The organism is Acaryochloris thomasi RCC1774, assembly GCF_003231495.1.
In the GTDB taxonomy this organism is placed as follows: domain Bacteria; phylum Cyanobacteriota; class Cyanobacteriia; order Thermosynechococcales; family Thermosynechococcaceae; genus RCC1774.
The window spans coordinates 452407-476520 of the sequence record NZ_PQWO01000001.1; the positions used below are offsets into that span (position 1 = coordinate 452407).

General features: G+C 51.3%; 22 protein-coding genes. 13 read left to right on the top strand and 9 right to left on the bottom strand.

Annotated features, from left to right (window positions below):
- The first annotated feature begins 218 nt into the window (after positions 1–218).
- A complete protein-coding gene (locus C1752_RS02195) occupies positions 219–1223 on the top strand; it encodes a phosphoribulokinase (RefSeq protein WP_110984403.1) in 1005 nt (334 codons plus the stop codon).
- 35 nt (positions 1224–1258) lie between these two features.
- Here the strand turns inward: C1752_RS02195 and C1752_RS02200 are convergent, their stop codons facing one another.
- Complete coding sequence (locus tag C1752_RS02200) at positions 1259–1990, bottom strand: metallophosphoesterase (RefSeq protein ID WP_110984404.1); 732 nt, start codon at positions 1988–1990, stop codon at positions 1259–1261.
- 162 nt (positions 1991–2152) lie between these two features.
- On the opposite strand from C1752_RS02200, the gene folB reads away from it, so the two are divergent.
- From folB to C1752_RS02215, 3 genes are read left to right on the top strand one after another with little or no spacing between them, the layout of a single operon-like run.
- Positions 2153–2521 carry a dihydroneopterin aldolase gene (folB, locus tag C1752_RS02205; protein ID WP_110984405.1) on the top strand — a complete coding sequence of 123 codons (369 nt, stop codon included), beginning with the start codon at positions 2153–2155 and terminating at the stop codon, positions 2519–2521.
- A 3-nt stretch (positions 2522–2524) separates the two neighbouring features.
- Complete coding sequence (priA, locus tag C1752_RS02210) at positions 2525–5002, top strand: primosomal protein N' (RefSeq protein ID WP_110984406.1); 2478 nt, start codon at positions 2525–2527, stop codon at positions 5000–5002.
- Positions 5003–5019: 17 nt separating this feature from the next.
- Positions 5020–5427 carry a Nif11-like leader peptide family natural product precursor gene (locus C1752_RS02215; protein WP_146242256.1) on the top strand — a complete coding sequence of 136 codons (408 nt, stop codon included), beginning with the start codon at positions 5020–5022 and terminating at the stop codon, positions 5425–5427.
- A gap of 47 nt (positions 5428–5474) precedes the next feature.
- On the opposite strand, the gene C1752_RS02220 is transcribed toward C1752_RS02215, so the two are convergent.
- The gene (locus tag C1752_RS02220) at positions 5475–7001 is read right to left on the bottom strand and encodes a YifB family Mg chelatase-like AAA ATPase (protein ID WP_110984408.1); all 1527 of its coding nucleotides are present in this window, start codon (positions 6999–7001) and stop codon (positions 5475–5477) included.
- Between the two features lie 148 nt (positions 7002–7149).
- Between C1752_RS02220 and rfbC the strand changes: the two genes are divergently transcribed.
- The gene (gene rfbC, locus C1752_RS02225) at positions 7150–7713 is read left to right on the top strand and encodes a dTDP-4-dehydrorhamnose 3,5-epimerase (protein WP_110984409.1); all 564 of its coding nucleotides are present in this window, start codon (positions 7150–7152) and stop codon (positions 7711–7713) included.
- Between the two features lie 52 nt (positions 7714–7765).
- On the opposite strand, the gene C1752_RS02230 is transcribed toward rfbC, so the two are convergent.
- Complete coding sequence (locus C1752_RS02230) at positions 7766–8236, bottom strand: DUF2141 domain-containing protein (protein WP_110984410.1); 471 nt, start codon at positions 8234–8236, stop codon at positions 7766–7768.
- A 174-nt stretch (positions 8237–8410) separates the two neighbouring features.
- Between C1752_RS02230 and C1752_RS02235 the strand changes: the two genes are divergently transcribed.
- Positions 8411–9076: an SCO family protein gene (locus C1752_RS02235; RefSeq protein ID WP_233501262.1), complete on the top strand. Its 666-nt coding sequence runs from the start codon at positions 8411–8413 to the stop codon at positions 9074–9076.
- A 48-nt stretch (positions 9077–9124) separates the two neighbouring features.
- Complete coding sequence (gene leuB, locus C1752_RS02240) at positions 9125–10216, top strand: 3-isopropylmalate dehydrogenase (protein ID WP_110984412.1); 1092 nt, start codon at positions 9125–9127, stop codon at positions 10214–10216.
- A gap of 171 nt (positions 10217–10387) precedes the next feature.
- Here leuB and C1752_RS02245 read toward each other — a convergent pair whose 3' ends face one another.
- The 4 genes from C1752_RS02245 to C1752_RS02260 are packed head-to-tail and all read right to left on the bottom strand — an operon-like array spanning position 10388 to position 15544.
- Positions 10388–11101, bottom strand: a complete 714-nt coding sequence (locus tag C1752_RS02245; protein ID WP_110984413.1) for a CPBP family intramembrane glutamic endopeptidase — start codon at positions 11099–11101, stop codon at positions 10388–10390.
- A complete protein-coding gene (locus C1752_RS02250) occupies positions 11049–12557 on the bottom strand; it encodes a M16 family metallopeptidase (RefSeq protein ID WP_110984414.1) in 1509 nt (502 codons plus the stop codon). The genes C1752_RS02245 and C1752_RS02250 overlap by 53 nt, the downstream gene beginning before the upstream one ends.
- A 21-nt stretch (positions 12558–12578) precedes the next feature.
- Positions 12579–14225 (bottom strand): M16 family metallopeptidase, encoded by a 1647-nt coding sequence (locus C1752_RS02255; protein ID WP_110984415.1) that lies wholly within the window; start codon positions 14223–14225, stop codon positions 12579–12581.
- A 56-nt stretch (positions 14226–14281) separates the two neighbouring features.
- Positions 14282–15544: a DUF3747 domain-containing protein gene (locus C1752_RS02260; RefSeq protein WP_110984416.1), complete on the bottom strand. Its 1263-nt coding sequence runs from the start codon at positions 15542–15544 to the stop codon at positions 14282–14284.
- A gap of 707 nt (positions 15545–16251) precedes the next feature.
- Between C1752_RS02260 and C1752_RS02265 the strand changes: the two genes are divergently transcribed.
- On the top strand, positions 16252–16467 hold the full coding sequence (locus C1752_RS02265; RefSeq protein WP_199464250.1) for a hypothetical protein: 216 nt from the start codon (positions 16252–16254) through the stop codon (positions 16465–16467).
- 21 nt (positions 16468–16488) lie between these two features.
- Here C1752_RS02265 and eno read toward each other — a convergent pair whose 3' ends face one another.
- Positions 16489–17769 (bottom strand): phosphopyruvate hydratase, encoded by a 1281-nt coding sequence (eno, locus tag C1752_RS02270; RefSeq protein ID WP_110984418.1) that lies wholly within the window; start codon positions 17767–17769, stop codon positions 16489–16491.
- A gap of 171 nt (positions 17770–17940) precedes the next feature.
- Between eno and gloA the strand changes: the two genes are divergently transcribed.
- From gloA to C1752_RS02290, 4 genes are all read left to right on the top strand, one after another.
- Complete coding sequence (gene gloA / locus C1752_RS02275) at positions 17941–18363, top strand: lactoylglutathione lyase (RefSeq protein ID WP_110984419.1); 423 nt, start codon at positions 17941–17943, stop codon at positions 18361–18363.
- Between the two features lie 297 nt (positions 18364–18660).
- Positions 18661–20319, top strand: coding sequence for an iron uptake porin (locus C1752_RS02280; protein ID WP_110984420.1), 1659 nt, complete (start codon positions 18661–18663; stop codon positions 20317–20319).
- Positions 20320–20609: 290 nt separating this feature from the next.
- Positions 20610–21500 carry an ATP adenylyltransferase family protein gene (locus tag C1752_RS02285; RefSeq protein ID WP_110984421.1) on the top strand — a complete coding sequence of 297 codons (891 nt, stop codon included), beginning with the start codon at positions 20610–20612 and terminating at the stop codon, positions 21498–21500.
- A 119-nt stretch (positions 21501–21619) separates the two neighbouring features.
- Complete coding sequence (locus tag C1752_RS02290; RefSeq protein ID WP_110984422.1) at positions 21620–21988, top strand: DUF4870 domain-containing protein; 369 nt, start codon at positions 21620–21622, stop codon at positions 21986–21988.
- 16 nt (positions 21989–22004) lie between these two features.
- On the opposite strand, the gene C1752_RS28845 is transcribed toward C1752_RS02290, so the two are convergent.
- The gene (locus C1752_RS28845) at positions 22005–22172 is read right to left on the bottom strand and encodes a hypothetical protein (protein ID WP_199464251.1); all 168 of its coding nucleotides are present in this window, start codon (positions 22170–22172) and stop codon (positions 22005–22007) included.
- Positions 22173–22466: 294 nt separating this feature from the next.
- On the opposite strand from C1752_RS28845, the gene C1752_RS02295 reads away from it, so the two are divergent.
- Complete coding sequence (locus tag C1752_RS02295) at positions 22467–24041, top strand: peptide ligase PGM1-related protein (RefSeq protein WP_110984423.1); 1575 nt, start codon at positions 22467–22469, stop codon at positions 24039–24041.
- Positions 24042–24114: the final 73 nt, after the last annotated feature.

The following is a 24114-nucleotide window of genomic DNA, read 5'->3' on the forward strand; positions in this document are numbered from 1 at the left end:
CTGCCCTCTATCTATTGCATACTTTCACTGGGTGCTGCAGAGGCCCGTGGATTACCGCAATCAAGACTGTTTTATAAAAAGGATTGCAGCGGACCCTATCCAGAGGGGGCAATCCCCTAGTAATATCATTAAGGGGCAGGTCGTTTGAGATTGCAGACGATTAGGGTTTATGCCTAGAGCCACTTGTAGCGACATTGAAGCAGAAGGAAGTCATCGATATGATCAGCAAGCCAGAACGTGTGGTTCTCATCGGCGTTGCCGGAGATTCGGGATGTGGTAAATCTACCTTTCTGCAACGGCTTGAAGATCTCTTCGGTGCAGAATTCATGACCGTGATTTGCCTAGACGATTACCATAGCCTCGATCGTAAACAGCGCAAAGAGACCGGTATTACCGCCCTCGATCCTCGGGCCAATAACTTTGATCTCATGTATGAGCAGATCAAGGCGCTGAAAAATAATCAAGCCATCGATAAGCCGATTTATAACCACGAAACAGGCGAGCTTGATCCTCCTGAACGGATTGACCCAAATCATATTGTGGTGATTGAGGGGCTGCATCCACTCCACGATGAACGCGTACGCGGCCTCATCGACTTCAGCGTCTACCTCGACATCAGTGACGAAGTCAAAATTTCATGGAAGATTCAGCGGGATATGGCTGAGCGAGGCCATACCTATGACGACATTTTGGCCTCCATCAACGCCCGTCGTCCTGACTTTGACGCTTATATTGACCCTCAGAAGCAACATGCTGACGTTGTGATTCAGATTTTGCCCACTCAGCTCCTAGAAGAAGAAAAGCCCGGAGAAATCCTGCGAGTGCGGCTCATTCAGAAGGAAGATGTCAAAGACTTTGACCCCGTCTACCTATTTGATGAAGGCTCTACGATTAATTGGGTGCCCTGCGGCCGGAAGCTCACCTGCTCCTATCCCGGTATCCGCATGTTCTACGGTCCCGATGACTACTATGGCAACAGCGTCTCGGTCCTAGAGGTGGATGGCCAATTTGAGAAGCTGGATGAGGTCATTTATATTGAGAGCCATTTGAGTAATACTTCTGCTAAGCACTATGGCGAGATGACTGAGCTACTGCTCAAGCATCGTGACTATCCAGGATCAAACAACGGTTCAGGTCTGTTCCAGGTGCTAACGGGTCTGAAGATGCGGTCAACTTACGAGCGTTTGATCTCAGATAAGTCTCAGGAGAAAGCGGCGGTCTAAGCAAAAGAGCATCCTGCTCCATCGCTGTCTTTGCCTCATCGTCTCTGCAGTTTTTGCATCGTCATAACCGATTCATCAAGGGTCCGAATGCGGGTCTCTTGGCTAAAGACGTTGACCTGAAAGACGTACTGCTGATCAAAGTCAAGGGCCGTCAGCCAGCCACTGTTAGGGTGGTAGGCACCTGTCTCAATGTTGAGCCAACCAGGGCCTTGGGCAATCTGGCCTGGATCGATGCCTGGCAAGGTAAAGGTAATGGTATGCCCGGTGATGATCAGCTTGTCAGGGAAATAGCGTTTTTTGGCACTGTGGAAGTCTGAACGAATCCAGCAAAACTCTTGCTCAGTTTGCGATTTGAGGGGTAAGCGGGGATTGACGCCCGCATGCACCAGCCACAGGTCGCCGAGGTCGAGATGCGTGGGCAGTGTTCTCATCCACTCAGCGTCGGTTTTCAGGTCGTCGATGCTGGTGTAGCTATCGAGGGTTGGCTGTCCTCCACAGTGGATCCAGGACTGCAGGGCCATGAAGTCTGGCTCTTCGCCGGGGAAGGCCATCACCATCAGGTGTTCATGGTTGCCCAGCAAACAGGTATGACCGCTATTTTTAACGAAGTCAACAATCTGAGCGCTATCGGGGCCTCGATCAATGAGATCGCCGAGGAAATAAACTTGGTCAGTTTCCTGCAGAGTGAGCAGGTCTAACAACTCCATCAGGCCGCGATAATGGCCGTGGACATCGCCAATCATAATTCTGCGTTGCGACTCCGCCATATTTTGCCTTCGCTCCGGTTTGCTGTATTGCACAATACAGGGTGTTTCCAGTATGCCCGATCCCTTGAGGTGTCACCAGTCTGATCGGTTGTGTCGTGCTCCAAGATCGCGCATGATAGATGCTCTGCCTAATTGGCATTTGTCTCATGTTGTTTATGTTGTATGGATTGCTTGCACCTTGGCGGCCTGCGCTGCTATGGCTACACTGGCGCTTTGCCAGAGGAACAGGTTCTGGGTCAGTGGTTCGAGGTTGACCTAAAGCTGTGGCTAGATCTCGCTCTGGCAGGCGCTAGTGACAGCTTGGCCGATACGCTGGATTACCGTGAGGTGATTAATGAGGTCCAGATCCTCATCCAAACGGAGAAATTTAATTTAATTGAGCGTTTGGCAGATGCGATCGCAACTCAAACCCTCACCCACAAAAAAATTCAGCAGGTCCAGGTTAGACTCACGAAAGTAACCCCACCGATCCCAAACTATACGGGCAACATTACGGTGGAGCTGATGAGATCGCAACCGGATGCTCTCTAGTCCGTGGCTTTGACTGACCCCCAACCTTTTTCTAACAGCCGTGGCCCCTTCGTAGAGGTACTGGTGGACTGTCCTGGTGCTGAGAAGCTGTTCACCTATCGGCTGCCGCCGGGCCTAACGATCCAGACCGGCGATATTCTCAGTGTTCCCTTCGGACCGCAAACAGTTGGCGGCATTGCCATTCGCTGCTTTGCTGATCTGCCAGAGGCGCTTGCCACGGCCCAGATTCGAGAGGTCGTCGATCTCGTCAGTCCCAGTCTTTTCCCAGACAATTACTGGTCGCTCTTAGAGCGGGTGGCACAGTACTATCATGCGCCGCTGATGGCAGTGATTCGCGTAGCGCTGCCGCCGGGATTGCTGATGCGATCGCAACGTCGAATCCGTTTAAGCCAACGCTCCATAGAGACTCAGACCCTAACGCCCACCGCTCAAAAGCTGATCGAAGTTCTACAGAACAGTCCCAACCAAGACTACACCTGGACCTATCTACAGCGTCAGGTTAAAGGTGCCAACCAAGGTCTACGCGAACTGCGTCAGCGGGGCTATGTCGAAAGCTATGTGCAACCCCAGTCCCATGCCCAACCCAAGCGTCAACAGGTTGTCACCTTATTGAGCAGCGCCGCACCTGATCTGACCTCAAGGCAACAAGAAGTCCTAGTCGTTTTGCAACAGCAGGGCGGAGAAATGTGGCTGCAGCCCTTTACCGAGCTGTGCCATACAACCCCGAAAACGCTGAAGACCCTTGAAGAAAAGGGCTGCGTTGCCATCACCCTCCAAGAGCGCTTACGCCTGGAGCAGAGTCCCTTTGAGTCTGACCAAGCTCAGACCTTAACCCCTGATCAAGAGCAGGCATTGGCCGTCATCCAGGACTTGCAGGGCTATCATCAAGTCCTGCTGCACGGTGTCACTGGCTCAGGAAAAACAGAAGTCTATCTACAGGCCATTGCCCCTACCTTAAAGCGGGGACAATCCGTGCTGGTGCTAGTGCCTGAGATAGGATTGACGCCCCAGTTAACCGATCGCTTTCGGGCTAGGTTTGGCGATCGTGTCTGTGTCTACCACAGCGCCCTCTCTGATGGCGAACGCTATGACACTTGGCGACAGATGCTAACCGAGACCGCTCAAGTTGTCATTGGTACCCGCTCCGCAATCTTTTCACCCTTGCCTAATTTGGGCATGGTGATCCTTGATGAAGAACATGATACTGGCTACAAGCAAGATCGCCCTGCTCCCTGCTACCACGCCCGAACCGTTGCCCGCTGGCGAGCAGAAGCCGAAGACTGCCCGCTCATTCTTGGTTCTGCGACCCCCTCCCTCGAAAGCTGGGCCACATCACAACATCTCTTGCCCCACACAAAATCTGAGCCATCCAATCATCACTATCTGTCGCTGCCCCAGCGCGTCCACGCTCGTCCCATGCCACCCATCTCCATTGTGGATATGCGGCAGGAACTAGAGCAGGGCAATCGTTCCCTGTTCAGCCGTAAGCTCCAGGCCGGTTTACAACAGCTCCACAGTGGGCAGCAGGGGCTCCTGTTTATTCATCGGCGGGGGCACAGTACCTTTGTCTCCTGTCGGAGCTGTGGCTACGTGGTTGAGTGTCCGCACTGCAGCGTATCGCTGACCTACCACCATAATGCTGACATCAAGCAGCCCCTGCTGCGCTGTCACTACTGCAACTTTACCCAGACTCAGCCTGCCCAATGTCCTGACTGCAGCTCTCCCTACTTCCGCTTTTTCGGTAGTGGAACGCAGCGGGTCATTGAAGATCTCAATCGCCAGTTCCCGGACCTACGGGTTTTACGATTTGATAGCGATACCACTCGCCGCAAAGGTGCCCACCGTCAGTTATTAGATCGATTTGCTGCCGGAGAAGCCGATCTGATGGTCGGAACTCAAATGCTCACGAAGGGCATTGATTTACCCCAAGTTCGGTTTGTCGGCGTTTTAGCCGCAGATAGTCTCCTAAATCTGCCCGACTTCCGGGCCAGCGAGCGCACCTTCCAAACGCTGCTGCAGGTAGCAGGGCGAGCCGGACGCGGTGAGCATCCGGGACAGGTGATCATGCAAACCTACAATCCTGACCATCCTGTTATTCAGGCCGTGCAGCGCTATGCCTATGAAACCACCGTAGACTCAGAACTTCAGCAGCGCGCAGCCTTACAGTACCCTCCCTACGGACAGCTCATTGTGCTGCGCCTCAGCAGCCCTAGTGAAGAACGCGTTGAACAAACAGCACAGGCCATCGCCACCTATCTGGTCAAACAAATCGAAGCGCTTGGCCTAGAAGCCGCCGTTTTAGGGCCTGCACCTGCCAATATTCTGCGTGTCGCGCGTCGATATCGCTGGCAAGTCTTGCTGAAGCTGCCAGCCATCGTTGACGGCATGCCTGCCTGGACCTTGCCTACCTCAGAACTACAGGCCCGTTGCCCCAAGGATGTCAGACTAGCCATAGATGTAGATCCCCTGACCCTACTGTGATTGATGAGGACATCGTGATGCAAACCCAGACGGCACAGGCATTTAGTCAAGCAATTGCTGACTCTGCTGAGCTTCAGGCCAGAATTCGATCAATGACCTCTGTGGGTGAATTGATGGCTTTAACTCGTGAACTGGGCTTTCAGTTTACCGGTGATGACCTGAAAAGCTTGGCCCAGCAGGCCTATCAACAGTGGCTGAGTGATCTTCAACCCCGGAGTCGTCCATTTTTCGAACGCCTTCATGCTGATGAGCCATTAACGAAGCGACATCAAGACTGCCATTCACCAGATGATGTGATTGCCCTGGCAGCAGAATATGACTTTGACCTCACAGAGGCGGACCTGCAACAAGCAGCTCAAGCGGCAGCATCTCAAGATGGCTTTAGCTTTGAAAAACTCTGGTTCAAAAACCTTGGAATGATTTAGCAGATCCTTGAACTCTCTTGATCGTGAGCAGAGCTAGGTTCACAAGGCTACTGCAGTCGGTCAATGGTTCGGTACTGAATGGCCTCGGCCACATGAGCCGTTTGCACGTCAGTAGATTCTGCGAGGTCAGCAATGGTGCGAGCAACTTTGAGGATTCTGTCAGTGGCCCGTGCCGATAGTCCCAGGCGTCCAATGGCTGCTTCTAGTAGTTGGCGGGTTGCGTCGTCTAGGACGCACCACTTCCGTAAATGAGTGCTTTGCATTTGGGCATTGCAGTGTAGAGTCGGCTCGTCTTGGAATCGGGCTTGGGCGAGATCGCAGGCTTTCTGTACTCTCATCCGCACGGGTTCAGTGGCTTCCCCCATCGCCTGCTGTGTAATTTCAGTTGGTTTCAATCGACTGACCGCAACTTGCAGATCGATCCGGTCCATCAGCGGGCCTGATAGCTTAGCCCAGTAGTTCTCGCGCTGTCGTGGCGTACAGGTACAGGTCTGAATTGGATCGGCATAGTAGCCACAGGGGCATGGATTGGTGCTGGCCACCAGTGTAAACTCAGCCGGGAAGGTGACCGACTGTCTGGCCCTAGAAATACTGACAAACCCATCTTCTAGTGGCTGCCGTAGGAACTCTAAAACATCTCGTTTAAATTCCGTTAGCTCATCCAAAAAAAGGATACCTCGGTGCGCCAAGGAGATTTCTCCGGGCCGTGGATAGCTGCCACCCCCTACCAATGCGGGGCCTGATGCGGAGTGGTGGGGGCTACGAAAAGGACGGTCTCGTACTAAGGTTCCGCGATCTCTAAGCAGACCAGCAACAGAGTGGACTTTAGAGACTTCTAAAGCTTCATCGAAGGCAAGCGGAGGCAAAATGCCAGGTAGCCGTCGAGCCAGCATTGTCTTACCGCTGCCGGGGGGGCCAACGAAGACAAGATTATGACCTCCTGCTGCGGCAATTTCTAAAGCTCGGCGGGCATGGGCTTGGCCTTTAACATCTTTAAGGTCGAGCTGAGGTCTATGAAAGTATTGTGCATCGTTGCTTTGAACTTGTGCGGGCGTAGAGGCATCGGGTTGATTCAAAAAAGCACTGACTTCGGCCAGGGTCTCAAAGCCATAAACGTCTAAACCCTCGACAACGGCAGCTTCATTAGCATTTGCCAAGGGCACCACTAGACCGGCGTAGCCCATCCGTTTTGCTGCCGCTGCAATGGGCAAGACGCCCGTGACTGGCCGCAGTGCGCCATCTAACGAGACTTCACCTAAAAACAGCACATCCCCCAAAAGCTGTGGGTCAATCTGATCAGAAGCGGCTAGAATGCCGATGCTAATGGGCAGGTCAAAGCTGGGGCCTTCTTTTCGCAGATCGGCAGGGGTTAGGTTGATCACGATTCGCCGCATGGGGAAGACAAATTCAGAGTTGCGGAGTGCAGCTCTGACTCGTTCCCGAGATTCCTGGACGGCGGCATCGGGCAGACCGACAATGACGGTACCCGGTAGTCCACCGGCGACATCAACTTCGACGCCAACTGCGATCGCATCTATTCCAATTAGAGCTGCACTCCACACCCGAGCTAGCATTGAGCGGCATTCTCACAACGACAGCCCAATCATACCCTTCTGTCTCCTGCGTCACCGATCAGACTGGCTTGAGAGATACTGTAAAATCAACGTCGGCATCTCCTCTCCTCGATTCACTTGAACGTTAGCAAGAGGCAATGACTTTTCAGTGAAGATTAGAAAGACGGCTCTACCGGGCGTACTCGTGATTGAACCCCAGATCTACAAAGATTCGCGAGGTTTATTTTTCGAGTCTTATCACCAGGAGCGGTACCGTGAGGCGGGCTTGCGTGCATCTTTTGTACAGGACAATGTTTCTCATTCTGACAAAGGTGTGCTGCGAGGCCTGCATTATCAGCTTTTGCATCCTCAAGGCAAGCTGGTGAGCGTTGCTGCTGGCGAAGTGTTTGATGTCTGCGTTGATATTCGCCAGGGATCGCCCACCTTCGGTCGATGGTTCAGCCAAATCTTATCGGCTCAAAACCATTGGCAAATGTTTGTTCCCGCCGGCTTTGCCCACGGATTTTGCGTCACCAGCGAGACAGCGATGTTCACCTATAAGTGTACGAACTTCTATGCGCCCGGCGACGAGTACAGCATTCGCTGGGATGACCCAACCATTGGCATTGATTGGCCTCTTGATGTCCCCCTGCTGTCTGGCAAGGATGCCGAAGCTCCCTTGCTCCATGAAGCTAAGGCGCAGTTACCAAGCTGGAGGTCCAATGACACTTGAATTAGACCTGCAGCAAGAGGTACGGGTCTCTGGGGTTAACCAGTTGTCGATGCTACAGCATATAGTTCAGCTTGATATCGATATTTTGCCCTGGGCCGGCGACAAACACGGCTGAGTCAGAGAAGGCGGGAGGGCCTGTCAAAATACGAGGATTGCGAGAAAAGCCAAACCCTTCGGTGGGAATACCAATGGGGTTCCGGTTGAGGGTGCCGTCGCCATTGGCATCATGGAACACCGCCACAGCGTAGCTGCCTGAGCTGAGGTTCTGAAAAGTGATTGTCGGTGTCTCTGCGTTGAGACATTGTGCTTGCATCGCCCCCGAGGTACTACTCGGAAAGTCCTTGGCTTTGGAATAAAGACTTAAGCAAAGCTGACCGCTCTGGCTGCGAAAGCCATTGACTCGAACCGTTAAGCTTGTACTAGATGCCGACGCTATCGGTAGCGATCCTGAGATGCAAAGAGCGCTGGTCAATAGGCAAGCACGAACGACATGCCCAAACGGGTGGCACGATTGGCCCCACATAAACAACCTCATACTTTGAAAAAACAACGACGAAGTGAAACATCCAAAGGCCACAACATTAGACCCTTGGTATCGCTACCAATGATGCCCACATTAATCTAGAGCAATCTATTTATAAGATCAATGAATAACAAGACATGGCTTCGGTGCATAAGTTCCCTACTGGCAAGCCTTTTGCTTTTTTCCGTGGGGATTCATGCGCCTGCTGCATCAGCGCAGTCCATGCTCTCTTCACAGCCTGTGACATCACAGATCTCAAAACCTCAGTTGTTCTGGGCTGTTCCCGCGTTCAGTCTGCAAGATCAAGATCAGCACACTCTGCGACAAAAAGATCTGTTGGGGCAGGTGTGGGTGGCTAGCTTCATCTACACGAGTTGTCCTGATGTCTGTCCTCTGATTACTCGGCAAATGGCGGCGCTGAGAGACGCGCTGGCGACCTCTAATTTGCTCGGAGATTCTGTGCGCTTGGTTTCTTTCTCGGTCGATCCTAGGCGAGACACCCCATCAGTGCTGCGCCGTTATGCTCAAGATTTTGATGCGGAGAACGTGCAGGAGTGGTCGTTCGTAACTGGGAAACCCGCTCAAATGCTCCAACTCTTAACAGAGGGGTTCCACCTAATTGTGGAGCCGAACGTCCAGGCTGTGTCAGGTGAGCAATCCCAAACTCATAGTGCCGCAACGGACGAAATTGCCCACTCTAACCGGGCAATGGTAATTGACCGCTGCGGACAGGTGAGGGCGATTCATCCGGTATTGGATCCCGAGCGCTTTCGCCAACTGGTGACGGATCTCAATTCTGTGGTGCAAGAAGCCAGCGATTGCGCGGCGACCGTTGGCTAAGGGGGGGCCAATTCCCAGTAAGATAAGGGCGAGTTATCTAGAGTGGCTATGACCCAACAGTACCGAATTACACTGCTTCCTGGCGATGGCATTGGACCTGAAATAATTGCGATCGCAACCCAGTCCCTTAAGACAGTGGGTGCTCAACTCGATCTCACCTTTGAGTTCCAAGAAGCCCTGATTGGCGGAGCCGCCATTGAGGCCACAGGCAACCCACTCCCCGAAGAAACGCTACAAACCTGCCGAGATAGCGACGCAGTTCTCCTTGCGGCCATCGGTGGCTACAAGTGGGATTCACTACCGCGCAACCTCCGCCCTGAAACGGGCCTGCTGGGTCTGAGAGCGGGGCTAGAGCTGTTTGCTAACCTGCGACCCGCCCAGATACTGCCGCAGCTCATTGACGCCTCCAGTCTCAAGCGAGAACTAGTAGAAGGCGTCGATATCATGGTGGTGCGGGAGCTGACGGGTGGAGCCTACTTCGGTCAGCCCAAGGGTATATTCGAAACGGAAACCGGCGTCAAGCGGGGCGTCAACACGATTGCTTACACCGAACCCGAAATTGATCGCATTGGTCGAGTCGCCTTCGAAACTGCGCAAAAACGCGGTGGCAGACTCTGTTCAGTGGATAAGGCAAACGTACTAGAAGTGTCGCAGCTGTGGCGAGATCGCATCTCCGCCCTCGCCGAAGACTATCCCGACGTAGAGCTGTCTCACCTATACGTCGATAACGCCGCAATGCAGCTTGTGCGCGCCCCCAAACAGTTCGACACCATCGTCACTAGCAACCTATTTGGTGACATCCTCTCAGACATTGCCGCCATGCTCACCGGCAGCATTGGCATGTTGCCTTCTGCCAGCCTCGGAGCCTCCGGTCCCGGTGTCTTTGAACCTGTTCATGGTTCTGCCCCAGACATTGCTGGTCAAGACTTAGCAAATCCCCTAGCTCAAGTCCTGAGCGCCGCGATGATGCTTCGATACGGCCTCAATCAGCCCACCGCTGCCGATCGGCTTGAGCAGGCCGTGCTAGGAGTTCTAGAGCAGGGCTATCGCACAGGCGACATTCAGTCCCCCGGTACAACTTTGGTGGGATGCAAGGAAATGGGAGATGCACTCATGCAGCAACTCGATTCAATCGCTTGACCGACAGAATCAATCCTGTTCAGATCTTGCCGGCCCTACGGAAATCGCAAAAACATGGCGCTCGAAAATTTATGGAACAATGTGCTATCTCCCCCAGAATTGGGGGCCGGGGGAGCCAATGCAGAGCGTGGATGCTTTATTTATGCAAACCCACTTTAGAAACCCCATCCATCAAGAAAAGTTCGCCAGCAAAGACAAAGACCCCAAAATAGAGTGACTAATCATCACGCCGTAGATATTCCGATCCTTCTCGTAAGCCCACCCCCAGAACAGGCCAATCAGAAAGGTGAAAAACACTGCTGGAATATCAAAGATAATATGCATAAATCCATACAGAGCCGAGGAAACCACGATCGTCCAAACTTTGCTAACGTGGGCTTTCTTCAGCAGATGAAATAAAAATCCTCTGTAGACAAACTCCTGAAGCGACGCCGAGACAAAGATATAAAAAATATAGAACGACCAGTGAGCCGATGGGCTATCCGATCTAAACAGCCTCAGAAAATAAAGAGCTAAGATAACAACCGCCACCAGAACGCTGACAGGTACAACCCTAGTGAGGGCAGGCTTTAAATTCCTGCGGGTAAAGCCGAAGCTGCTGAGAGAAGCGCCATTAACCATGCCATAGAGCAACAGTAAGGCACTCATCCCAATGAGAACGTGGTACTTGAACTCAGAGGGAATGATATCCACCAGCATCAGTACAATTGGTGCGATATATACGACCAGGACAACTGCAACGAGCTGGAGGAACGACTTCGATTGATAGTTTGGCGTCATGAGAGATTTTTGAGCCAGCGCGACCAGGCCAATCAACGCTAGCTCTTGTCTTCTACGAAACCGGAGGGACTGGTATCGCTGCCGGTGGAGGCGGAATTGTGACATCTACCGACGTCACCGGCCCCAGCTCTTCGAGTGCAGGCTGCACTGCTTTGGCATTGCCCACCACAATTGTGACGAGCTGATCGGGCTGTAGATGCCTTTGCGCCGCCGCCTGGACCTTCTCGGCTGTCATCTCTTTCACAGCGTTTTGATATCGAAAAATATAGTCTTCCGGGTAGCCATAGTACTCATATCGCATTAGGCGAGTGAGTGTATCAGAAGGGTCATCAAAATTGAAGACAAAGGAGTTGAGAATGGCATCCTTCGCCCGCTGAATTTCTGTCTCCGTGAGGGGTGCTTGGCGCACCTTATTCAGTTCCGCTTTGACTGCTTTAATAAAAGCTGCCGTCGTCTCAGAGCGTGTTTGCCCTCCTGAGACAAACAAGCCTGGATAGTCGTACCTAGCGCTCCAAACCGCGAAGACCGAATAAGCTAAACCTTGACGCGATCTCACCTCATTAAATAACCTTCCGCCGAAGCTATTGAGCGCTTCATTCATCACGAACAGCGCAAAAATATCAGGGTCATCCAACTGCCCGCCGACATGACCAATCTGCACCGTGCTTTGCGTGAGCTGTGGCTGATCCACCAAAAAAATTCCAGAGGCTTTTGCCTGAGATGCTCCTGGCGCTTCAGGCACAACGGCACCCGGCTTCATTGGCCAGTCTCCGAACTTAGCCTTGATCAGCTCCAGCATTGCAGCCGAATCAAAGTCACCTACCACCCCTAAAATCATGCAGTTGGGATGAAAGTATTGCTTATAGAAATCCAGCACATCATCACGTTCAATGTTCGCAAGCGTGCTGTACTCCTGAATCCGAGCATAGGGACTCTCATCGCCGTACATCAGTTTGCGAAACTCTCGTCCCCCAATCGAGTCAGGAGAATCATTGCGGCGGGCAATGCCACCGGCTCGTTGTTTTTTCGCAAAGTCAACTTTTTCTTGGGCAAAGGCTGGCTCTCGCAAAACCTCAGCGAATAAACCAAATACGTCTGTTAGATCTTCGCTCAAGGTTGAAAAACTAGCGTTGCTAAAGGCCTTGTCAATACTGACTTCCACCGATGCTGCCCGCTGCTCTAGCATCTGATTGAGCGTGTCAGAGTCATGGGTTTGCGTTCCCCCTGTCCGCATGACTTCGCCCACGATGCTGGCAAGACCGGTTTGTTCGCTTGGTTCTAAGCGTTCGCCAGTACGAGTCATCAATCGACCACTGACGAGGGGAAGTTCGTGATCTTCCATGAGATAAACAATCATGCCATTGTCTAGCTCGACCCGCTGATAATCTGGGAGTTGAATCTCAGGTAACTCAGAAAAAGTGAGGTCGGTATAGTGCTTTGGCGTCACTTTTGCTGCTGCCGGACTGGTGAAAAAGGACAGGCCCAGTAACAATAACGGGATCGTCAGAAAAGCTAGGACTCTCTTCAGCAATTTGGGCCTCAATGGCTTACGGTAGTTCATCAATAATCTATCGCATCGAAGTTACTTAGTCGGTTGATTCGGGCTTGGAATCTCGCCTTGAACGGTCTCGCCTTTATCGCCTTCTTTCTGCGTCTCATCACTTTTTGCTTGAGGCTTCTGGGCAGTAGAAAGCAAGCGGCCTACAGTACGATTCTCGGGCGTAAAGGTTGCCTGGGCCACGCGTTGAACATCTTCGGTTGTGACAGCGGCAATCTTATCTAGCTCTGCAAACAGGTTCTGCCAGCTACCCGTCTTCACTTCGTAAGAGGTTAAAAGACTTGCCATGCCGCCATTTGACCGTAGCGATCGCAACAGGCCAGCTCTCGCTTGCGTTTTCACCCGCTCTAGTTCTGCTGCTGTCACCTGCTCTGTCTTCAATCGATTGATTTCTTGCTCTAGAGCTGTGCCGACGTCATCCACTGTATGTCCAGGGGCCGTCAGAGCATAAAACAACATTAGGTTTGGATACTTATCATTAGGGAAACTACCGCCACCCTGGGCACTCAGGGCCACCTGCTGGGTCTCAACCAAAGACTTGTAGAGACGAGAGGTTCGGCCACGACTGAGCAGGCTGCCGATCATGTCGTAGACCGCATTGTCAGGGTCCGTAATGTCAGGGCGATGAAAGCCTTCTAGGTACCAAGGCTGAGTATCTAAGTATCGAGTGACGGAGCGAGGTTCCGTTTGTTTTGGCTCTACTGTGGTTACCCTCGGTGGCTTAGCTTTGGCCGTATATTGACCAAAATAAGCTTTTGCCAAACGCTTCACCTGCTTAGGCTTTACGTCACCGACAATGGCAATGGTCAAGTTGCTAGGACCGTAGTGGGTGTCGTAGAAGTCCTGGACGTTTTGCCGTGTGAGAGTGCGCAGATCCTTCGCGTAGCCAATGACGGGGCGACGATAGGGATGAGTGGTAAATGCCGTATCTAGAAATGCCTCGATCATTTGACCGATGGGTGAGTTGTCCGTTCGCAACCGCCGCTCTTCGAGAATCACTTCTTTCTCTTTATAAAACTCTCGAAACACCGGCTGCAAAAAACGCTCAGACTCCATCGACATCCATAGCTCTAGCTTGTTCGAAGGCAGGCTATAGAAGTAGCGGGTCGCGTCTGAAGAGGTGGTGGCATTTAGGCCAACGCCGCCAAATTGATTGACCAACTGACCCATCTCATTCTGCTTAACATAGCCAGCAGCCTGTTCAGAAACCTGATTAAATTCAGCTTGTAACTGTGCTGCGGTTTCAGTCTCGCCCTTTGCTTTAGCAACCTGAATTTGATCAAAGAGCTGATCGAGTTTCTCAAGGAGAGGCTTCTCTGCAGTATAGTCAGTTGTCCCAATCCGTTCGGTGCCTTTAAATGCTAGGTGCTCAAGGTAATGAGCGACTCCTGTTTGGCCATCGGGTTCGTCGACCCCACCGACATCGGCATAGGTATGAAACGCAATAGTCGGAGACTGGTGGCGTTCTAGAACGATAAACTTCAAGCCGTTTTCCAGAGTGAATTCAGTGATGCCCTTAGAAAAACGTTCAAGGTAAGGCTGAATCGACTGTTCTGGCTGTTGGGCGCTAGGCAATGTCTCTCTGGCCCAGACGGGTTGTGCAAGCGACGTAATACCGATGAGCACGAGTGCCAATGTGGTTGCGATGGCTGAAAACCGGCTGGAGACCATCGCGTTCTGTTCTCGCACCCTTTACCTCCTTAATCACTTTGTTGATATTGAAGATCCTACTGTGTTTTCTCTAGAATCGGGTCAAAGCCCTTGCGTTCCAGGAGTTGAATCCGATCATCCGCTTCTCCTTGGGTTTTAAACGATCCCACCTGCAGCACTGATTGTCCTCGATAGGATGACCGAAACGCATCAGGGACAAGCTTGAGGATTTTGCGGCGGTCCTTATCGCGACGGGGGGTAACCACAACTCGATAGCGCGGTCCCCATAGAATTGAAGAAGCTGGCGGCGGCGGTGGAAGGACTGTTGCGACGCGTCGATTGCCGCTGGCATTACCCAACGGTGCGCTGCTGCCGGGAACCGGCAAAAGCCCTGCACTACTCACCGCCGTCTGAGGAATCGTGCGGGCGATCGGTGCTTGACGTCTCTCCTCTTTCACGTAAAACACATCGAGATCGCGATCTTCTAGCCTTCGCTTGAGTCGGACTGCTGTTTTCTTCTCATCCAGTAGACCCACCTGCATAACAGAGCGGCCCTCATAGGATGAGCGAAAGGCATCCGGGACTAAGCGTCGCACCAGAGCCTGCTCTTGGGAATCGCGGGTTTTTACCATGATCCGATAGACCGAGTCTGACCGGCTCGGTCCTATAGAGAGAGGGCGCGATCTGGAAGATGACGCTTGAATCAAACGCCCAGAGCCGCTTGGGCGAGGAAGACGGCTTGAACGCTTGGATGAAGAAGATCTGGCCTTGGCAACGTTGGCAACAGGTGCAGAATCAAAGGGCTGGTCCGTTGTGAGATAGATATGCCCCAACATCTTTCCGTCGTAGGTTCGCTTCGTCAATCGCCACCCTGAATGGAGATGGATCTTGAGAAAGCCTGGCTCCACTCCACGGGTTCGACCCATTTCTACTGTCTCTCCCGGCTGACCCACACTAGGAATCCCCAGCAGAACCACGTCATCTTGTTGCTTTTGAACGCTGAGCCGATACTTAAGACCTAAATCTTGACCAGACTGACGCATGGAATACCCGTTGCTATCAGTACTCCGTCCGCAAATACCAGAGAAGTCAAAATTCAACAGTAAAGGTTCAATTTGGGTAGGGGATGAACCACTTTCTTGCCAGCAGTCTTTGCTGCTAGACAACTGCTCGATTAATAGCAAGCTGTAGTAGTCATCCTGGCGAGGAACGGCAACAACCACAAACTCGCCTTGGCTGACTTCTTGCTGCCCAAATGTTGCCGCTAAGGCGGTAGGGGCGATCATCCAAGATGTGGCTGTCAGCGTCAACAGCCATCCAACAGACTTCAAGTCATTCATGAACCCTTCCTGTGTGCCCCCTTGTTCAATGGATTTAATGGTACTAGCGAAGCCTTACCACTTTAAATATCTTGCAAATTAGCAATAACCTATCTCATAACAACAGATATCCAAAGAACATGATGCACCTGTGGAGTCTCTGCACAATCTTGGCCTTATCCGGTGTTATGGCAGTACATATATTGATTAGGACATAACAATGGCTGAGACCCATCTGTACTAAGGAAGGGCTGTCCTCACTCAGCCGGGTAATGCTATAACTGTCAACTTAGATCAGCGATGATCTGTCTACCCCAAATTGTTGGTTCTTTAATGTTGTCGCTGGTTTGCCCAAATAGGTTCCTCGTTGAACGTCTTCCAAGGACTCATCCATACTGGTAAAGATATCCCTTAACCCAAGACAACCAAGTTTTTCTTGGAGAACCACTTCAGCCGAAGACTGGATCTAAATTTGTGAGAATATCCTTACCCCTATAAAGAGAGGCTCTAGCACTGACTTTACGCATCAACACTAGAGCCATAGACGCAGTTAGGAGGTATCTTGCCCCTACCGTAGCGATACTTCGACAGACTCGGCTGTCTCTTAACGAAGTCTTTAGCGTTGTCCAATAAGCGCCAGCAGCATCAATCACCGCTTTTCGATAGGGCTGTTTGTTAACTTGCTAGAATCTGATGCAGGAACTGCATTTTATAGAATGGAGCATGGCGTGGAGCTTGTGATTTTCATCGCTGCAGGGGTGGTGTCGTGGTTAGTCTTTACTTGGCTGCTTCGAGTTGTTAAGACCACTCTCAAAACTGCATTTTTAGTTGCGGCCATTGTGATGATTTTGCAGATTACCATTGGCGTTGGCCCCGATCAACTTTGGCAGGCCATCGCAGAGCTGCCCCAACAATTAGGACAGCTCTTCAACGATCAGTCTTGAGTCGTCTTGAGTTGGGGCTGCCTAGGCTAGACCCAGGCTCATTGTTCCTGCATATTGGGCTAAGTTGCCCAGCTCGTCCTCAATACGTAGCAAGCGATTGTACTTGGCTACGCGCTCACTCCGACAGAGCGAACCTGTTTTAATCTGACCTGCGCGAGTCGCTACGGCGAGATCTGCAATCGTGGTGTCTTCCGTTTCTCCTGATCGATGGCTGATCACTGACCGGAATGCATTGCGAGTCGCTAGATCTATTGTTTCTAATGTTTCTGTAAGAGAGCCAATCTGGTTGAGCTTAATCAAAATGGCGTTGGCGGCCTGCTCATCAATGCCCTGCTGCAAACGGGTTGGATTGGTAACGAATAGATCGTCTCCCACTAGCTGTACGCGATCACCTAATGTCGTGGTCAGCTGTTTCCACGAAGCCCAGTCATCTTCGTGGAGGGCATCTTCGATGGAGACAATTGGATACGCTGAAGCCAGCCCTGCTAGATAATCAATTAGTTCTGCAGGGGTGTGGGTTGCCCCGTCATAGGTGTACTGGCCGTCTTTGTAGAATTCACTGGCTGCGACGTCAAGAGCTAGAGAAATCTGCTTCCCGGGTTGATAGCCTGCTTTTTCGATGGCGCTCATGAGCAGGTCTAGAGCGGCTTGGTTTGAACTGAGATTGGGTGCATATCCACCCTCATCCCCGACGCCTGTGAGCAGATCTTGGCTGGCTAAAACCTGACTGAGGGTGGCAAAAACTTCAGCGCCCCAGCGCAATGCTTCCTTAAAGGTCGGGGCACCGTGGGGAACAATCATGAATTCCTGAATGTCCACGTTGTTGTTGGCGTGGGCCCCCCCATTAATCACGTTCATCAATGGAATGGGCAGGACGTGAGCCAAAGGACCACCTAGATAGCGATAGAGCGGTAGATCCATGACGTCTGCTGCAGCTTTGGCTGTCGCTAAAGACACCGCCAAAATTGCATTGGCACCCAAACTGGACTTATTGGCTGAGGCATCTAGGGCGATCATGGTTTGATCAATTTCTGCCTGATTGAGGGCATCTAATCCCAAGAGTTCGGGCTCGATAGTGTCCCGAATATTTTCAACAGCCTGCAGTACACCTTTGCCACCGTAGCGACTGGCATCACCATCGCGCAGCTCGTGCGCTTCGAAACTGCCGGTGGAGGCACCGCTGGGAACCTGGGCGAGACCATAGGCTCCGCAGCTCAGGACAACCTCTGCTTCTACAGTTGGACGGCCCCGCGAGTCTAGAATTTCGCGGGCATCAATGGCGGCGATGTCTGTTTCTTGCATAAATTTATTGTTTATCCGATCACGGGCGGCACACTCTAACTCGCTGATTTTGGCGAGACCAACAGATCACCAGCAAAATCAAGAAGAGATACCTTAAAACATGGTAGGGGCATTACGCCAGAATGTAACTGCCTGAAAACGCAATTAACAAATAAAAAAACTGAGGGTTTTATGAGAATCTTACACACAATGCTGAGAGTCAGCGATCTAGACAAGTCTCTCGCTTTCTACTGCGATGTTTTGGGCATGGATCTGCTGCGCCGCAAGGATTACCCCGGCGGTGAATTTACCTTGGCTTTTGTCGGTTATGGCAAGGAATCAGAGGAAGCTGTCTTGGAGCTAACCTACAACTGGGGGGTCGATAGTTATAATCTCGGGGATGCTTACGGCCATGTCGCGTTAGGAGTTGATGATATTTACACGACCTGTGACGCTATTAAGGGTCTAGGGGGTAAGGTTGCTCGCGAGCCGGGGCCGATGAAACATGGTTCAACCGTCATTGCCTTTGTTGAGGATCCAGACGGCTATAAAGTAGAGCTGATCCAAACGAAGTCAAAGGTAGAAGAACCAACAATGGCCGCTGCTCGTACTTAAAGGTTCACTGCTCTACTGAGGGGGGAACGTCAAGCCAAAAAATAAATTGTCATATACGCTCTTGGCTTCGCTATCAAAATCGTTTAACTTACCTTATGTAAGGAGAAAAGCTTTGTATCGAAGGATTCATTATTTCCTTCCATCGCAAAATAGTGTGTTTGCGATCGCAACGTAAGCTTTTCTTGGTGCAGTTTCTTTCAGCTCAATACCGTTCTGGTCCGCGTTGAAAGTATCTAGTAGCCAAATCAGGGGAACTAGTAAGCCTCTGACTAAATAGATGAGTGAGGAGTAAATTTCATGAAAAAGACATATCTAATTGCAGGAAGTCTCAGCTTATTAGGGTTCGCAGCGCAAGCTGTCCCTGCTAATGCTGCCGACACTTCCGTTAACGAAGCATCCACGAACGAAGTATCTGCCATTGCTGAAGGCGCTGTTGATCAGCCTCTTCTGCTCGCTGACCAGTCTGCAACAACTTCCGTCTCTGATTTGATGGAAGACAGTGGTTCTGACTCTGTTGGCCAGGTAACTTCTGTATCCCAGCTATCCGATGTGCAGCCTACAGACTGGGCCTTCCAGGCACTTCAGTCTTTGGTTGAGCGCTACGGCTGTATCGCGGGTTACCCCAACGGAACATTCCGCGGCAACCGCTCTGCCACTCGTTACGAAATGGCTGCAGCTCTAAATGCTTGCCTAGACCAAATTAGCGATCGCTTTGCTTCCAAAGCTGATCTCGATGCCGTTAAAGCGCTACAGGATGAGTTTGCTGCTGAACTAGCTACTCTCCGAGGCCGCGTTGATGGTCTTGAGGCCCGCGTCGATACTGTTGAAGCACAGCAATTTTCAACCACTACCAAACTTCAGGGTGAAGCCGTCTTGGCTGCTCAGTTTGGCGATGTCATCGACGGTGTTGACCCCTTCAACAACTCACGAGCTTCTGCCCTGTCACGAGTTCGTCTCAACTTCAACACTAGTTTTTCTGGTGATGACCTCTTACAAACACAGTTAGAAGTCGGTAACGGCGGTCAAGACTTCTTCACCGCCGCTGGTCTGAATGGTAACCCTGCATTGCCCGCCAACGGTCTAGGTGGACAAATCGACCTAGGTGCCGCTGACTTTGCTGGCATTGGCACTAACGTCACTTTGCGGCGCTTGGCTTACTCCTTTAAGCCGATTGGAGACGACCTCACTGTGACAGTGGGTACCAACATCTTCCCCAGTGACTTCATCGACTTCAACAGCTACGCCAACAACTCAGCTCAAGATTTCGCCTCTGGCTTCTTCATTAACAACCCGTTGATTATCAACGACGGCGTTGATTTGAATGGTGGTGCGGGTGCAGCCTTTGACTACAACTTCAACGGCGGACCTCTGAGCGTTCGTGGTGTGTATGTTGCCGCTGATGGCGACCAGGCAACCGGTGTCGGTGGCGGCGGATTAGGCTTCGGCGATCACCAAGCCTCTGCTGAAGTTGAGTTCGCGAATGCCTTTGGCGCTGATGGTGCCAACAGCTATGCAATTCGTCTACAGGGTACTTTCTCTGAAGTCAACAGCATTCAGCAGCAGGTCGCTGGTGTGAACGCTGAAGTGAGCTTTGGCCGCATCGGCCTCTTTGGCCGCTACGGTATCTCCATCGATCCTCAGAATGAGGCCGTTGCTGTTAACCAAGATCTGTTCGGTGGCGACAACCTCGTTCAGTCTTATCAGGTTGGTGCGGGTGTCAAAGATTTACTCATCCCTGGTTCCTTGCTAGCTGCCGCCTTCGGTCAGCCTTTCCTTGACCCTAGTGTTGCAAACGGTGGCTCACCATTCACTCAATTCAACGTTGAGAGCTTCTACCGCGTGCCTGTTAACGATAATATTTCTATCACTCCTTCAGTGCAGTACATCGGCAACCCCGGTGGCGTCACTGGTGCGGATATCATTCAGGGCTTAGTTCGAGCTACCTTCTCTTTCTAAAACCTCAATGTGATCTTCAGTTGATGTTCAACTGACGTTCAATAGAAAAAGCGCTTCCACTCCGTTGGAAGCGCTTTTTCTATAGGTTAGTGGCTGGATGACGATTGTTACACAGCGATGAGCTAGATCCCCCCCAGCCCCCCTTGAAAAAGGGGGAGAATATAAGCCAGATAGTAGATTTCAAGCCTTGTGGGTAAGGGATAGCCTTATCGATAGACTGGGCTGGGGCAAATGAATTCTTTTTGACAACAGCAGCAGGTTAAACTGTCCAGGCAGATGAGGAGAGAAGGATGACCTCAGCAGAATCGGAAAGGCGATCCAGTACGCTAGTGCCAGGAAGACTTTGGAATCAGATTGTTTATCGAACTCAGCAGGCGATAACCTGTGGGGCACTGCAGTCTATTTCCACCACTACTGAAAGAATTGAGCAGCAGGGTCTAAATTTTATTGTTCGGGTGTCCGATAACATTGCTCGTAAAGTGTCGGTCGCCAAAAAGTCGAAGAACAAGCGTAATCCTTTTTTGCCCTACGAAGAAGAATTATTTGTTGCGGATGTGTCCTCTACGCATGTGGCACTCTTGAATAAATTCAATGTTGTTGACCATCATCTGCTAATTATTACCCGTCACTTTGAGCCACAAGAGAGCTGGTTAACGCTGCCAGACTTTAAGGCACTGGCGAGCTGTCTCGCCGAAGTGGATGGTCTTGCGTTCTACAACGGAGGTCGGACTGCTGGAGCCAGTCAAGGCCATAAACATCTTCAGATTGTGCCGCTGCCCCTCATCGAGAACGACATCTTCGCGACGCCGCTTGAGGCGCTGACAATGACTCCTTCTATCACTCAAGGGATGCTAGAGTTGCCGTTCTTGCACGGTATTGCGCCCCTGTCTGTGGACTGGACGGCATCATCTCAGGCCGTCGCAACGGAGCTGATACAAAGCTATCGCAGCCTATACGAAGCCGCCGAGTTGTCCGCAGAAGATCATCCCCAGCCCTACAGTCTTCTGGTGACTCGTCGTTGGATGTTGCTGGTTCCCCGATCGCAAGAATCTCACGCTCACATTTCTGTCAATGCTTTGGGGTTTGCCGGTTCGCTGTTTGTTCGAGATTATGACCAGCTTGAGCGGCTTAAGCAGATAGGCCCGATGTCCCTGCTCCAGAAGGTTACATACCCCAGGTAGGTTTTCCCCACTATGAGGGCTGAGTTGAAAACGATATTATAAGGCTGTCGTTGCCGATGCTTTATCCAAAGTCGTCTAGACCTTTATAAAGGATCAGCTACCTTACGGAGATCGCGTTGATGGTCCTTAACACCTACGATTCAGATAAGCGCAGGCTCTTGTCTTCTCTTTGCCACGGGGCTATTTTTTTCAGCCCTCTTGTCCTGTCGGCGGGGATTCCCTTTGCCATTTTGACGGTTTCTGATGACCCGGTCGTCAAAGAAAGCGCTAAGGAATCTCTGAATTATCACTTCAATATCTGGTTCTACGGTCTGATTGCAGGAATTATTAGTTTTTTCTGGTGGACCATTATTTTGCTTCCCCTGATTTGGCTAGTGGCTGCATTCTTGCTGTTTATGACCTGGATTGTGCCGATTGTTGCGATCGCAAGCTGCTGGAGTAATCCTGACGAGAGCTACCGATATCCTTTTATTTTCCGGCTTCTATAAAGAGAGGGCTGTGTTGTTAGCTCTCAGCTTCATCAGTCCAGCCACAGCTTGAGCAGTGGCTCTGGCCGATGACTCGGTCCACAAGCTGCAGTTTCTGCTCGCACTCAGGACATTGCCCCGTGAAAAAAGGGTGGGTCATGACTTGACGAATTTGCTTGAGATATTGATTTTGTTGAGATGACACATACATGGAAGTGCAGGGATCAGAGTAGTTTGTAATCGACAAAATAACAAGTTGGGCAGCCTAACCTTTGCTGATGAGTGAAACTGGGTGAAGGTAAGAGATCCAGTACTGTTTTCCGGTTCACTTCAGCGCTCTTTCTCTAATGTGGCAGATCTATTTTGCCTTTAACCTCTGGGAAACTACGGAACTGAAACAGCTCTTTCTGTGGTAATGGCGATGTCTGTAGCCGCTGTTGTCCTCAGTTGTGACGGGTAAACCGATAAGCTGAAGCTGGGTATGTGAGAGAGGAGTGGAATGCAGGATCGATCTGAGCAGTTCAAGCAACTGCAGGCCCAACTGGCCGAACGCTGGCAGTCGATTGAGGAACTAGAGCAGGAAGATGCCGATATTTTGGTGATTCCTTCTTTTAGTTTGGATCAGCAGGAGCTACAAAAAATTGATGGTTTTTTGCATTATGAAGAGCGACTGCTGTTTTCGCTCATTCGCCTGCGTCATCCACAGACGCGGCTAATTTATGTCACGTCTCAGCCACTGCCGCCGATCGTAATTGATTATTATCTGCAGCTTTTACCCGGCATTCCGTTTTCCCATGCGCGTGATCGCCTGTTACTATTGCCGATTTATGATCAGTCGGCTAAGTCTTTGAGCCAGAAGCTGTTAGATCGGCCGCGTCTACTAGATCGCATTCGTCAGTCTCTTCGGCCTCATCGCTCCTACATGGTTTGCTTCAACTCGACAGAGCTGGAGCGGGAATTATCGCTTCAGCTTGATATTCCACTCCTCGCAGCGAATCCTGATTTGCTGCACTGGGGAACCAAGAGCGGCAGCCGGGAAGCTTTTGCAGACTGCATGGTGCCCCACCCGGATGGCAGTTTGTTGATGCAAACGCCGGAGGATTTGGTGAAGGCGGCAGCGGAATTATGGTCGCGTCAGCCGCACCTGAAACGGATGGTGGTGAAGCTCAATCAGGGATTCTCGGGCGAGGGGAATGCGTTGCTTAACCTCCAGGATGTGCCGCAGTCTGATCTAACGTTTGCCGATCGGCTAGCTATTATTGGCGATCGCATGCCTCAGCTTGCCTTTGAAGCAGAGGGCGAAACTTGGCCCCATTTTTGCGATCGCATCCTGAAGCTCGGCGCAATTGTCGAAGCATTTGTCGAAGGTGAAAATAAACGTTCACCTAGCGTTCAGGGTCGTGTAACCCCTGCTGGCAGCGTCGAGATCTTGTCTACCCACGATCAAATCCTTGGCGGACCCAGTGGACAAATATACCTTGGCTGTCGTTTTCCTGCCGATGCAGCCTATCGCCTCCAGCTTCAAGATCTAGGCCTAAAGATAGGACAGTACCTCGCCCAAAAAGGGGTTTTGGAGCGCTATAGCGTTGATTTCGTTGCAGTGCCCCATCAATCTGACACAGGTGAAACCTGTTGGGATCTGCATGCCATTGAGATCAATCTACGCAAGGGGGGGACCACCCACCCCTTTATGACCCTGAAATTGCTTACCAACGGGACCTATGATCATCAAACGGGTGAATTTTTTGGTCAACAGGGTTTACCAAAATGCTACGTCGCCACCGATAATCTCTGCAAAGATCTCTATCAAGGCTTATTGCCCAACGACCTGATGGATATTATTGCTGACCATCACTTGCATTTTGAAACCGGTAGCGAAACGGGGACCGTCTTTCATCTTATGGGCTGCTTATCCGAGTTTGGCAAGCTAGGTTTAACCAGCATTGGGAATACTCCAGAGCAAGCTGATGCTATATATCGTCAGGTTATTGACGTTTTAGATCTTGAGACCGCCACTCCAGCATTGAATAGTGCGAGGCGATCGCCCACTTTGCCAATTGGCTGGAGCCATTGAACAAAATGCTTCGGAAGCTCGAACACTCTTGATGCTTGACTAAAAATATATAGTGCCATACAGATTGATCAGA

What these genes read in the sequence shown, in the direction of transcription:
- C1752_RS02195 (WP_110984403.1), top strand. Translation starts at nt 219, where the DNA reads ATGATCAGCAAGCCAGAACGTGTGGTTCTCATCGGCGTTGCCGGAGAT.
- C1752_RS02200 (WP_110984404.1), bottom strand. Translation starts at nt 1,990, where the DNA reads ATGGCGGAGTCGCAACGCAGAATTATGATTGGCGATGTCCACGGCCAT.
- folB (WP_110984405.1), top strand. Translation starts at nt 2,153, where the DNA reads ATGGATTGCTTGCACCTTGGCGGCCTGCGCTGCTATGGCTACACTGGC.
- C1752_RS02215 (WP_146242256.1), top strand. Translation starts at nt 5,020, where the DNA reads ATGCAAACCCAGACGGCACAGGCATTTAGTCAAGCAATTGCTGACTCT.
- C1752_RS02220 (WP_110984408.1), bottom strand. Translation starts at nt 7,001, where the DNA reads ATGCTAGCTCGGGTGTGGAGTGCAGCTCTAATTGGAATAGATGCGATC.
- C1752_RS02230 (WP_110984410.1), bottom strand. Translation starts at nt 8,236, where the DNA reads ATGTGGGGCCAATCGTGCCACCCGTTTGGGCATGTCGTTCGTGCTTGC.
- leuB (WP_110984412.1), top strand. Translation starts at nt 9,125, where the DNA reads ATGACCCAACAGTACCGAATTACACTGCTTCCTGGCGATGGCATTGGA.
- C1752_RS02245 (WP_110984413.1), bottom strand. Translation starts at nt 11,101, where the DNA reads ATGTCACAATTCCGCCTCCACCGGCAGCGATACCAGTCCCTCCGGTTT.
- C1752_RS02250 (WP_110984414.1), bottom strand. Translation starts at nt 12,557, where the DNA reads ATGAACTACCGTAAGCCATTGAGGCCCAAATTGCTGAAGAGAGTCCTA.
- C1752_RS02255 (WP_110984415.1), bottom strand. Translation starts at nt 14,225, where the DNA reads ATGGTCTCCAGCCGGTTTTCAGCCATCGCAACCACATTGGCACTCGTG.
- C1752_RS02260 (WP_110984416.1), bottom strand. Translation starts at nt 15,544, where the DNA reads ATGAATGACTTGAAGTCTGTTGGATGGCTGTTGACGCTGACAGCCACA.
- eno (WP_110984418.1), bottom strand. Translation starts at nt 17,769, where the DNA reads ATGCAAGAAACAGACATCGCCGCCATTGATGCCCGCGAAATTCTAGAC.
- gloA (WP_110984419.1), top strand. Translation starts at nt 17,941, where the DNA reads ATGAGAATCTTACACACAATGCTGAGAGTCAGCGATCTAGACAAGTCT.
- C1752_RS02280 (WP_110984420.1), top strand. Translation starts at nt 18,661, where the DNA reads ATGAAAAAGACATATCTAATTGCAGGAAGTCTCAGCTTATTAGGGTTC.
- C1752_RS02285 (WP_110984421.1), top strand. Translation starts at nt 20,610, where the DNA reads ATGACCTCAGCAGAATCGGAAAGGCGATCCAGTACGCTAGTGCCAGGA.
- C1752_RS02290 (WP_110984422.1), top strand. Translation starts at nt 21,620, where the DNA reads ATGGTCCTTAACACCTACGATTCAGATAAGCGCAGGCTCTTGTCTTCT.
- C1752_RS02295 (WP_110984423.1), top strand. Translation starts at nt 22,467, where the DNA reads ATGCAGGATCGATCTGAGCAGTTCAAGCAACTGCAGGCCCAACTGGCC.